This window comes from Flavobacterium sp. FlaQc-47 (assembly GCF_044006475.1).
In the GTDB taxonomy this organism is placed as follows: Bacteria; Bacteroidota; Bacteroidia; order Flavobacteriales; family Flavobacteriaceae; genus Flavobacterium.
Genome location: NZ_JBIPCQ010000001.1, coordinates 35,036 through 48,644, shown reverse-complemented (window position 1 = coordinate 48,644; position 13,609 = coordinate 35,036). Strand labels below are relative to the sequence as shown.

Genomic DNA, 13,609 nt, shown 5'->3' with positions numbered 1-13,609 from the left:
AATTATATTATATGTATTAAATTAAGTTTATAAATTCATCTAATGCCTCAGAGATATCTTCCAGTTCTTCTATATTATTTTCCTCTAAAGATTCAACTGTGTTTAAATATTGAACAAACTCTTCAACGTTTGGGTTTTCGAAGAGGGAAACTACTCTGACATCTACACCTAATTCTTTATTGATTTCATTCAATATTTTAAAAATTTTTATTGAGTTTGCTCCCATATCAAAGAAATTATCGAGTACACTTATTGTACTTTCTTCTATCCTTAACTCGGTTGCTATAATCCGTATGATTATTTTTTCTTTTTGAGTTTCTGGCGCTACATATTCCTTTTCACTGGTGATCTTAATTCCTAATGCATTTCCTAGCTTTTTTTTGTCAATTTTTCCATTTATGGTAATCGGTAATTGTTTTAAAGCAATAAACGCTGAGGGAATACTGTAATACGGTATTCTATTTTTAAGGAATGTTCTTAACTGTTCCAGCGATAATGTATCTGTGGTGACGATATAAGCTTTTAAGCTTTTGGTATTAAACTCATCTATATCTACAACTACAACTGCTTCATTAATTTGATGATGTGACATCAAAGCTTGTCCTATTTCCCCAAGTTCTATTCGATATCCGGAAATTTTTACCTGATCATCCTGTCTGCCCAGAAATTCAATATTGCCATCAGGAAGCCATTTTCCGAAATCACCTGTTTCGTAAAGAAGTTCTCCTTTTTTATAAGGATGTTTTATAAATTTTTGTGCTGTAAGCTCTGATCTGTTTAAATATCCTTTTGATAATCCATCACCTGAAATATAAAGAGCTCCAGGTATGCCTATTGGTTTAGGGTTTAAAAAATCATCCAAAATATAAAACTGTGTATTGTTTATTGGCTTTCCTATGTTGGATGATTCTCCCGGATGTTCTATTTTTTTTATACTGGACCAAATAGTAGTTTCTGTTGGTCCGTACATATTCCAAACTTCTAAATTATTGTTGATTAATTTTTCTGCTAAGGATTCACTTAATAAATCACCTCCACACAGTACTTTTAATCCTTTATTGCCCTTCCAATTGGCGTTGAACAACATTTGATAAAAACTGGGAGTAGCCTGAATGATTGTAGGCTGTATCTCTTCTATTTTTTTAATAATTAAATTAGGATCTGATAAAACATCTTTACTTGCCATATATAAAGCAGCTCCTGACAATAGCGGTACAAAAAACTCTAAAATTGAAATGTCAAAAGAATAAGTTGTAACCGAAAATAATACATCATTTGCACTAACTCCTGGTTTTTGTTGCATACTGTACAGAAAATTCAGCAGCGATTGATGTCCAATTTTAACCCCTTTTGGATTTCCCGTTGAACCAGAAGTATAGATGATATAGGCAAGATCATTTGGTGTTAGCTTTACATCTTCTAAAGCTTCTTTATAATTTGCTGCTTTAAAATCATTCACAATGTCAAATACAACCCCATTGTAATCGTCCTGAACAGTTACAGTAGATTGATCTGTAATGATTAATTTAATTTTGGTATCTTCATAAATATAGGATTTACGAGATTCAGGAAAAGCGGTATCTATTGGAATATACACACCACCAGCTTTCATAATTCCTAAAACAGCTATAATTACTGCAGCATCTCTTTCTAATTGTACGCCTATAAAATCTCCTTTAGCCACCTTGAAATCTGCTTTCAGGCAATTAGCAAATTGACTCGAAAGAGTATCCAGTTCCTGATAGGTATAGTTTATATCCTTAAAGAATAATGCTTTATTATCAGGAGTTTTCAATACTTGAGAAACAAATAAATCGATTACTGTTTTATCTGTAGGATATGATTTTGCACTGTCATTAAAGTCAAAAATAATTTCCTCTACTTCTTCCTTAGGAACATACTCTATATCTTTTATTTTTTTATCTGGATTTTCTAAAATTATTTCCAGCAATTGCTTGTAGTGTTTTATGATACGACTTACTGATTCCTGGGCATAGATATCGGTATTGTAGGTAATATTAAACGAGAGATAATCTCCCTGTTCCTGAAAAGCAATATCCATATCGAACTTAGCAACTTTATACCCGTTATCTTTTATAGAAGTAAAAGCATCTGGATTAAGATTCGTATTTTCCACTACATCTCTCATGTTTTGCAGCACTAGCATAACATCAAATAGTGCACTTTGGCTAGTATCGTTTTGCATATCAAGATCGTCTACTAAAGAATCAAAAGGATACATTTGATGCTCATAGGACTGGATTGTCTTCTCTTTTACGGTATTATAAAAGGAGTCAAAACTTTCTTCTGGATGTATTGTATTTCTTAACGGGAGCATGTTGAGATAAAATCCGATCTGATCGTTTAAATCAGCATGATCCCTCCCGGCAACAGGTGTTCCTATTATTATATCCTTCTCAGCTGTGTATTTATGAAATAAAACATTCCATACAGCTAATAATCCTATAAATAAACTTCCTCCTTGATTTTGACCATATTTTTTAAGACGATTAGTAAGATCCGATGATATATAGGTTTTAAGATTATTACCTGCATAAGTTTTAATGGGAGGTCTTGCTTTTTGATACGGTAAATCCAAAGTTGGGAGTTCTCCTGCTAAGCTTTTTAACCAATACTCTTTATGGCTGTTATTTAGTTCTTGCTGTAGTTGATTTTGTTGCCATGCAGCATAATCTCTATATTGAATTTTTAAAGTTGTTAATTCACTTTGTTTCCCTTCTAAATAGTTTTCATACAAAGCAAATACATCTTTGGCAAGAACATCGATTGACCAGCCATCACAAATAATATGATGTATATTGTAATAAAATACATATTGATCATCTGAAAGCTGTAATATGCTGGTTCTAACTAATGGCCCCTTTTTTAGATCAAATGGTGCGTATGCATCTTCTTTTAGGTATGCATCTACATTTTTGTCCTGATGCAGATCAGATCTGTAATCGATATACGCTACGGTGAAGCCCAGTTCTTCTGTTGTTTTTACAATCTGTCTTACTTCTCCCTCCTTATTTACTTTAAAAGTGGTTCGTAAAGCTTCATGTCTGTCCAAAACAGCTTCTATTGCTTTTGAAAAATATTCCACATTATATGCGCCTTTTAAGTTTAGTCGAGAAGGCATATTGTATAGGGCAGTATTTCCGGTAATTTCGCTTAAAACCCATAATCTTCGTTGTCCGGCTGATGCTGGATAATCTTCTGCATCAGCAACTTTTTGTATGGAAGTATGTGTTGTTACTGCTGAATTTTTGATCAAATTTGCATGTGCCTTTACAGTCGTATTGGCAAATACTTCTTTTAATCCGGGTTTTACATTAAATATTTTATGATATTGATTAATAACCTGTATGGCTTTCAGACTATGACCGCCTAATTCAAAAAAGTCATCTTCTGTTCCAATAGTATCCAGTTGAAGAATTTGTTCCCAAATTAATGTAATTTGCTTTTCAAAATCATCTTGGGGAGCAACATATGCAGCACGTGATGAGATTCCGGCATTTAATGTCAATAAATATTTTTTATCAACTTTACCATTTACGGTTAACGGAATTGTATCTATAGCTATAATAACAGATGGGATCATGTATTCCGGCATTTTACTTGCCAGATATCTTTTTATATCCTTAGTATCTTCTTTTTGAGAAGAAACGATATAGGCAACAAGTTCTTTTTTATCCTCAGTTCTGTTATCAACTAAAGCAACAGCCTGGGTAATACTGTTATGAAGTACTAGTTGTTGTTCTATTTCACTTAATTCTATTCTATATCCTCTTATTTTTACCTGATCGTCTTTTCTTTGTTTATAGATTATTTCACCATTGTCCATCCATCTTGCTACATCTCCGGTTTTATAAGATAACGCTCCATTTTGTGCGGTAACAAATCGTTCATTATTAAGTTCCGGGCGGTTTAAATATCCCTTTGCAACTCCTGCACCTGAAATTATGATTTCTCCGTACATTCCAATATCACAAGGATTCCCTTCAGCATCTACAATAGTTATCGTTGTATTTGCAATGGGTTTTCCTATACGCACTTGAGATTGTCTGGCAGTCATTTCTTTTACAATACACCCAACGGTTGTTTCCGTAGGTCCGTATTCATTAAATATGCGTATATCAGCATTGATATTCCAGACGTTTTGTAATTGATTTTGAGTTAATTGTTCTCCTCCAACTATAATTATTTTTACGTTTGTTTTTTCGATATTCAATTCTTTCAATAACGAAAGATGTGAAGGTGTCAATTTTAAGGTATCAATTTCAGGGTTTGTGAAACTTTCTGTAAGTAATTCATTTATTGCTTTTTCATCTGATCCTATCCATAATTTTTTACCTCTTGTTAAGCTTGTAAAAAGTGATGTGATGGTTAGATCAAACGAAACAGAAGTAATTAATCCCCAGTTTCCTGTTGCAGGATCAGTAAAATAATAATCATTTGACCATTGTATATAGTTTAAAAGATTAGCATGAGTGATCAGGCATCCTTTTGGGTTTCCTGTAGATCCTGAAGTATATATGCAATACGCAATATCTTCCGGATATATTTCGTTGAATACTGCTGTATTTGCATTTGATTGAAAAATCTCTCCTTTAGATGGATCAAGGACGGTTACATTCGAAAAATCTTCGGTGGATTTACTTATTAAAATGGTACAGGCAGCATCTTCCAGAATAAATTGTATGCGATCTGTTGGATAAGCGGTGTCCATAGGAATATAGTAAGCTCCGGCTTTAAGAATTCCCAAAACACTAATCATAAAATCCGGTGTGCGATCTAGTAAAATGGCAACAGGATTTCCTTTTTTAATGTCACATTGATGAATTAAATAATGAGCAAATTGATTTGATTTTTCGTTTAATTCTTTATATGAAATTGTTGTATCATTATAAGATAAAGCGGTATTACTTGTTTGTAAGAGTACCTGCTGTTCAAAAATTGCAGTAACGGAATTAAAAGGTTCATACTTTTTTCGTGTGTTATTTGAAGCATCTATAATGGCTTGACCCACTACATTATTTTGATTTGTAAAGATATTTTTTAATTGGGCAACGATTAAAGATATCACCTCATCAGTGTAACGGGCAGTATCATAATATAAGTCTATTACCAGTTTATTGCCATAATCAGCTGCACTTAGTTTAAGTTCAAAAATATCTGTAACGCTGTAGAGATCTCTTATTTTTAAATCCCCGGATAAAGCATTATTATTTACCTCTAAAAACTCAAACACATAATTAAAAACTGTTGCGTCACTTACTTCATTATCGTGGATTCTGTTTACATAAAAATAATCAGACCACATTCCGATTTCTTCTACTGATTTATTAAAAAATGAACCTGTTTCTTTTCCAGATAATAATGATAAATCTTTAACATGAACAGGAAGCGTTTTTGAGACCAACCCAAATGTATTTTCTAATTCATTATAATATCTTTTATAGGGAAGATATCCCAGCGTAAACGAATCCTCATCAAATCTTGATAAATAAGCAGCGTATTGAGATAGAACTAAATCTTCAATAGAACAATTCTCCTGAACAGATTTGGTTTTTAAGTCATTATATGCATCGCCCTCAATAACACAAATTGATTTTCTTTGCGGTGCAAATACATCATTTGTTTTATTTTTAAACGGCACAATATCTTTGGTTAAATCTATTGTATAATTTTTCCAGAAATTAACGCCTTCTTCTTCCGGATCGCTAAACAATTGTTGTTGCCATGCCGAAAAATCCTGATATTCTACAACTTCTCTTTCTTCTTTCTTATACGAATTTTCATTTTGAATCGCTTTTGAAAGTTCGTTACATAAAAAAGCAGTACTGTAACTATCTGCCCAAAATGAAAATATACGCGCTACCAATACTTGATTTCCGTTTAGGTCTGTAAGTAAACAAAAACGTACCTGTTCATTTTGTAACGCTTCATAACTATATCCTAAACATTCCTGAGCAATTTTTGTAACAGTCGTTTGATCCAATGCTTGAACAGTGCGTTCGATTATTTGTATTTCTTTTGCTTCAGATACTATTTGCACCGGGAAAACAGCAGTTGAAGCCAAGCTCATTTTAAATAATAATGTTTCATTTTTACTTACTACATGTGCTAATCCACGTTGTAACTTTTCTATAGTCACTCCATTTCCTAAATCAATAACAACCTGATTGTAATAATCCTGCATGTTATTTTTAGCTACGCTCCATAAGTTCATTTGATTTATAGAAAGTTGATATCCTTCAAGGTTATTTATTGCTTCTTTTTCCATCACGTTAGTATCTGATTAATTAGTTTTAAACTGTTCGAAAAAAGCGTGAACAGCTTTCTGGTTTTGGTTGTATAGTCTGGTATATTAAAATAATGATGCTATGATCTGTCTGCTTCCTTCATACGGATTTCTTCCGTGGGACATAAGCATATTGTCAAGAAATAAAACATCTCCTTTTTCCCATGGAAAAACAACGGTTCCTTTTTGATATGCTGCTCTTATTTCTTCTATTTCTTCTTTAGAAATCTCGCTTCCGTCTCCAAAAAATGTATTGTTCGGAAGTTCATCTTCTGTTTTTACCAAGTCAAAAAAGGATGCTTCAAGTGCATATTTATTGAAGAAATAAGCATGATTAAACCAAATTTGCTCTCCTGTAACCGGATGTTCCCAAATGGCTTTTTTATTCCATGTCAGGACTAAGTTGGTGTCACTTTTCCATTCATATGAAATTCCCTGTTCGTCACAAGTTGCTTCTACTTCTTTTTTATCTTCAGTTTGAAAAACTTCTTTCCAGGATAAACCATATGCTTCGTTTAGGTTTCTAACATATCGAACTCCTTTTTCGATAAACTTATTTCTTGTTTTCTCGCTTAAAGACTGTAATACAATTTTATTATCTGCAATAGGCGTTTCTCCTTGTTCATCTGCCGGATCTATACAGCAAAAAACAATATTACTTGGGTGAACGGGAGCATATGAACTTTCGCTATGCATCTCGATATGATATTCTTTAGGATATGTTGTAGTGTGGTAAACATTTTTTCCAACAGCATATCGGGGTGATGATCTCAGGTTATATTCAAGCGGAGTATCTGCATATAATCTGCTGAAGTTTTCAAATTTTTCTACGGTATTAATATGAAATCCTCTAAAAAGTATAGCACCATACGTTTTTACTTTTTCTTCAAAAATGGATCTGTTTTCAGCAACCCAATCATTTAATTGCATTCCTACTGTGGCAGGTTTAATTACGAGAGGAAATTGAGCATTTCCAGGTAAAACAGAATATTCTACACTTGCGGCATCTGTTACTTTTTGAGCTTTAATATTCTTTAATTTTTGTATGCTATTAATCATAATCTTATTTTTTAAATACAGCGTATCACTGTTATTGTTAGAAATATTTTTAATTGTAAGATGTTTTGAATACTCATATTACGATATCAAAGATTTTATTTTTTAACCATCTTAAATTTATTGACATTAAGGTTTCGTAAGTTTTGCCTGGTCTCTTTTTGAAAATCGATATCACCTATTTTTTCCTGAGTATTACTTACTAACTGTTCTAATAAATTTTTAAAATTATTCATCAAGCCTTTCATGCAGCTCTGATTATATATATCTGTATTGTAATTAATATCAAAGTATAAATAGTTTCCTATTTCTTTAAAATTAATAAGCATGTCCAGCTTTGCTCCTCTTTCGTCCTGGACCACAATCTGATCAATCTCTTCTTGGGTAAACTGTAATTTCATGTTGTTTTCTCCCGTATTATGGTAAGAAAGCATCACATCATAAAGCGGATTACGGCTGGTATCCCCTTTTATTTTTAAGTCATCCAGTAAATTATCAAAAGGATACATTTGATGTTTTGTATTTTCGAACATTACATCTCTCACTTTCGCAAATGCCTCATTAAAATTCTCTTCAGCATTCATTTGATTACGAATCACCATATTATTAAAGTAAAGTCCAATTTGGTTTTCAAGATCTACGTGATCTCTTCCGGCAATTGGCGTTCCTATCAGGATATCTTTTTGGTTTGTATATCTGTGAAATAAAATATTCCATACCGTCATTACACCTGTAAATAGGGTTCCGTTGTTTGCTTTACAATAGGCTGCAAGTTTGCTTGTCTCTGTATCAGAAATTAATGTTCTTAAAGTCTCACCATTACTTGTTTTTACTTTTGGTCTTAGTTTCTGACTTGGCAAGTCCAGTAAGGCTCTGTCTCCGGATAATGTTTTTAGCCAATATTGTTTATGATGATCAAAAGCACTATTTTCCAATTGTTGTATTTGCCATGCAGCAAAATCTTTGTATTGAATTTCTAAAGCCGGAAGTGACGCTGTACTATTGTTTTTATAAGCATTATAGAAAGCTAAAACATCGCGTTTTAGGATGTTTTTTGAAACTCCATCGCCAATTATGTGATGCATATTATAATAGAAGACATAATCATTATCTGAAGTTTGTAATAACGCAATTCTTAATAATGGTCCTTCATCAAGGCGAAATGGCTTTAAAGCATCTTGTGCCATATAATCCTTTACTGCATTTTCTATATTTTCTTCTGCTCTGAAATCTAATTCCTGAATTTTAAAATCAATTTCCGAAGAAGTGCGTATCCATTGTTTTACTTCAGCAGTTTGATCTTCTTTAAATACGGTTCTCAATGTTTCGTGACGCTCTATAACTGCAGCAATTGCTTTCTTTAAAAGTGAAATATCATATCCTGCTAAAACAAGATGTGCTGGCATATTATAGGAAATATTACTCTCTTCAGACTGGCTCAAAACCCACATACGATACTGACCGCTTGAAAGTGCATAATTTGCTTGTTTTGCTACAGGTTCTATTTTTTCTGCTGTAGTTGCTGCAGCTTCGTCAAATAATAAAGTACAATGTTCCTCGATTGTTTTATTAATAAATAAATCTCTTAATTCTAATTTGATTCCGTACTCTTTGTGGTATCTTGTAATTAGTCTGGTAAGTTTAAGACTGTGTCCGCCAAATTCAAAGAAATTATCCTGAACTCCAATACGTTCTCTGTCTAAAATTTCTTTCCAGATCGTTACCAGTTGCTCTTCGTTATTATTACGGGGAGCAACATATCCGGTTGCATCTGCTCCTTGTGTTGCTACTTTTGGAAGTGCTTTTTTATTTACTTTTCCATTAGATGTAAGCGGCATTTCGTCAAGAACAATAAATAAAGTCGGTACCATATAATTAGGCAGGCTTTCTAAAAGATATTCTTTGAAATTATCTAATGTATAATCTTCCTTAAGAACTACATAGGCAACTAATTCTTTAGTATAAAATTGATCTTCGTGTACAATAACAGCGGCTTGATTTGCATATGGACAAATGTTTAATGCAGCTTCTACTTCTCCAAGTTCTATTCTAAATCCTCGAATTTTGATTTGTTTATCGTTTCTTCCTAAATATTCAATATCTCCACTAGAAAGTCGTTTTGCTACATCTCCGGTTTTATATAAACGTTCTTTTGTATTGAACGGATTGGTCATAAAACGCTCTGTTGAAAGTTCCGGACGATTTAAATATCCTCTTGAAACTCCTGCACCCGAAACGTACAATTCACCGGTAACTCCCATAGGAACGAGATCAAAATTTTCATCCAGTATATAACAGCTCATTGTTGGGATTGGTCTTCCTATATCGCTTACATTAAGATTAATTTCGCGTGTACCAATTTTTTTAAACGTTACGTGTACCGTTGTTTCTGTAATGCCGTACATGTTAATAAGGGCACAATCCGGATATTGAGCTGCCCATGGTTTAAGGACTCCTGGTGTAAGGGCTTCTCCGCCAAAGATCACATAACGAACATCCAGCGAGTGTTTTTTATCTGTAACCTGTTCTTGTAAAGCATTAAATGCAGATGGTGTCTGATTTAATACTGTTACTTTTTGTTCTGATAATAAATCAGCGAAAGCTTTTGTATCTTTTGCTACGAGTTCCGGAACAATTACCAGTTTACCTCCATACAATAAGGCTCCGAATATTTCCCAAACCGAAAAGTCAAATGAGTAAGAATGGAATAAACACCATACATCATTTTCATCAAAATCAAACAATGGCTGCTCTGTAAAGAAAAGCCTAACTACATTTCCATGCTCGATCATTACACCTTTAGGAACTCCTGTTGTTCCTGAAGTATAAATTACATAAGCAAGATTGGAGAGTGGTAAATCTAATGCTAAATTTGTCGTGGCATAATCAGAAAAGAAGGTATCTGCCTGATCTAAATTTACCTGATGAATATGATCTTCCAGTTGTATTATTTGACTGCTTTTTGTACTTACCAGTACAATTTTTGAGTCTATATCATTCAGAATAAAATTAATACGTTCAGCAGGATATTCAGGATCAATAGGAACATAAGCTCCTCCTGCTTTCAGGATTCCAAGTATTCCAATAATCATTTCGAAAGAGCGATTGATGCACATTCCTACCATGCTTTCCGAACCTATCCCCTGATCTTTTAAATATCTTGATAATTGGTTTGCATTTTCATTTAATTCCTCATAAGTCATTTCTTCTCCGTTAATAGTCAATGCAATAGCATTTGGAGTTATCAATGCTTTTTCTTCAAAAATTTCTACTATATTTTTATCTTCCGGATAACCAACTTCAGAAGCATTGTATGTTTTTGTAAGTGCTATTATTTCTTCTGCTCCAAGCATATTAAAATCGCCTATAACAGTAAATTTCTCGTCTACAATTTCACATATTGCTGTTCTGAAATGTTCTGTAATCATTTGAACAAAAGCAGCATCCATGATAGAACTATTAAAGGTAAAATCTATAACGAGTTTGTCTTTTAACATAGGCTGAATAGACAATAGATAGTTGTTGTTTTCTTTTACATTTACGCTTTCTATTTCTAAAACCGGTTTTTGAGTACTGTCTCCGCTTTTAGACGGATAATTGGTAAACGATAATAAAGAGTCAAAACAATCTCCTTTAATTTCATTCCATTGCTGGATTTTACTAAGAGAAGTATGTTGGAAATTTCTTGCCGCTACAGATGTTTTTTGAAGCATTGCTAAAAAATCTGTGATGGTTTGATTGTTGTCTATTTTAGCCCTTAAAGGAATCGTGTTGATGTATAAGCCAACTTTACTGTCGTAATTTAAATCTGCCGGACGTCCGGAAACCGTAACACCATAAACAATATCTTTAAGTCCTGTATATTTTGATAATAAAACAGCCCAGACAGCTTGTGTTAATGTATTTGGGGTAACATGCTGCGATTTTGAAAAATCATTTATTTTTTGAGTTAACTGCTCGTCAAAATCAATAGTAATTCGTTCGTATTTTCCTTTTCCTTTATTACGTTCGTGCGATGCTTTGCAGAAAGGCAATAATGAAGGTTCGCTAAAATCCTGCATATAGGATTGCCAAAACGCTTTTTCTTCAAAGGCGTCTATGGATTTGATATAATTAATAAAATCTTCGTATTTATCTTCTATCTGTGCTTCAAGCGGAACGCCATGCATTAAGTTGGTATATGCTTTTATAACTTCCTGAATAATTACTTGTCCGGACCATCCATCCCACAATACATGGTGTTTTGTCCATATCATTTTAAACGATTCCTCACCAAACTTGGCAATGGTGATACGCATTAATGGCGGATTTGTAAAACTGAAGTCTTCAAATCTATCCTGATCTTTAAGTGTTTTAAATGTGGTTTGTTTTTCCTGATCTGTACTGTTTGTTAAATCAATGAATCGCAACGGGACTGCTACTTCTTTATTTACAAATTGAATAGGAATATTTACTTTATCATAAATAAATCCAGTTCTGAGTATTGTATGATTATTAATCACATATTGCCACGCTTTTTTAAACATGCTTACATCTAACTTTGATGAAAAAGTAACATCAAACTGGGTATGATATGTTGTATTCTCTTTTGATTCTGTATTATATAAATACGTACTATGAAATAGAATACCTTCCTGCACAGGGCTTAATCCGTACATAGAAGAAATATTTTTTCTGTCAAGTTTAAAATCTTCTTTCTTTAAATGGGAAATAATGTCTGCCTTATTTTCTTTTATAAATGAGGTGATATCAGGACGATCTGTAATAGTTTTAATATCAGCAGGCGTAAGTTTTCCTTCTTTTCCTAATAAGATTAAATCCTGACCATTAATTTTTAGTTGAAATCCAAGGCCTTTTAAATTTTTTATGAATTTTTCCATGATTTTAAAATATCTTTTCTAGTAGCGCAATCACTCCTTTATGTTAATATGTAATAATACTTTGTGTCAATAATTGTAATTAGAATACGGCAATACCTATTAATGTATCTTCATGTTCTGTAGCCGTTTTTAGAATATTTTCTATACTTTCTAGAAAAGACTGGATCGTTTCAGGTTTAAAATAGAGCGTATTATAAGTGAGTATAAAATCAAATGTGCTTTCTTTTTCCTGTACTAAAAGATTGAGATCATACTTTCCTAATCCTTGATTTTTATATTCAAAAGGTTCATCCAGTTGCTCTGTAATCCCATCATAGTTATCATAGAGATATAAGACATCAAATAATGCGGTTCTGCTCATATCCTTTTTAGGATTGATTTCTACAACGAGTTTATCAAAAGGAATTTCTTTATTATCATATGCTGATTCCCATGTTTTGGCGACAACTGTGCAAGCATCAGAAAGTGTTGTGTTTTCTTCAAGAAGAGTTTGTAATACCACTAAGTTTTCTATAGCGCCTACGGTGGATTCCGTAAGATGATTTCGCATATTCATAAGCGTTCCTATCACGATATCAGAGAGTCCTGAAAATTTTGCCAAAGCCATTTTATAAACCGCCAGTGTGACGATTTGTGATGTGGTGCCATTAATAGCGGCGAAAGATTGCAGACTGTCTTTGTTAAAAGAAAAAGCGCTTGTTCCTGCATTATAAACATGAACCGGTATTCTTTCTGAGTCTGTAGGAATATACAATACTTGTATGTTTGACAGCTTTTTTCGCCAATATGCAACTAATGTTTCTGTTTCATAAGGATCAACATTCTGTTCCCACTCTGAAAATTCTTTGTATTGCATTGTAAATCCTAATTGATCTTCCGGGCGGTATAAAAAACTTAAAAAATCTTCCTTAAGAATCGTAAGACTATAGCGATCTACAATGGCATGATGAAATACAAAAAGTATTTTGGTATGATTTTCCAGAGGCTCGAAAAAGGCTTTTAACAATAATTCATTTTCAAAATCAAAGGATACTTTTCGCAGTTCTTCCTGATTTTCCTTAAGACAAGAACTCTTTTTAAGCAAATTTTTAATTTCAGCTTCTTCTGGTGTTGTAATCAATTGAAAAATCTGATCTCCTTCTCTGATTATTTTAGTTCTCAGGATATCATGACGGTTTATTAATTGAGTAAAAGCACGATACATATCTTGTGTACTTACCTCTTTTTCTATTGTTAAACTCAATGGTATATTGTGATATACAGGTCCACCTTCATAGAGATAATCTCTTTCAAAATGATCTATAAACCACATCCTTTGCTGGTGATAGGATACGGGTAATTTCATATGTTTTTTGTATTAAATAAA

General features: G+C 32.9%; 4 protein-coding genes. All 4 read right to left on the bottom strand.

Features of this window, described 5'->3' with window-relative positions:
• Positions 1 to 16 precede the first annotated feature (16 nt).
• On the bottom strand, positions 17 to 6,289 hold the full coding sequence (locus ACHRVX_RS00075; protein WP_395327518.1) for an amino acid adenylation domain-containing protein: 6,273 nt from the start codon (positions 6,287 to 6,289) through the stop codon (positions 17 to 19).
• Positions 6,290 to 6,373: 84 nt separating this feature from the next.
• Positions 6,374 to 7,366: a TauD/TfdA family dioxygenase gene (locus ACHRVX_RS00070; protein WP_395327515.1), complete on the bottom strand. Its 993-nt coding sequence runs from the start codon at positions 7,364 to 7,366 to the stop codon at positions 6,374 to 6,376.
• Between the two features lie 95 nt (positions 7,367 to 7,461).
• Positions 7,462 to 12,243: an amino acid adenylation domain-containing protein gene (locus tag ACHRVX_RS00065; RefSeq protein ID WP_395327512.1), complete on the bottom strand. Its 4,782-nt coding sequence runs from the start codon at positions 12,241 to 12,243 to the stop codon at positions 7,462 to 7,464.
• A gap of 79 nt (positions 12,244 to 12,322) precedes the next feature.
• The gene (locus tag ACHRVX_RS00060; protein ID WP_395327510.1) at positions 12,323 to 13,588 is read right to left on the bottom strand and encodes a condensation domain-containing protein; all 1,266 of its coding nucleotides are present in this window, start codon (positions 13,586 to 13,588) and stop codon (positions 12,323 to 12,325) included.
• Positions 13,589 to 13,609: the final 21 nt, after the last annotated feature.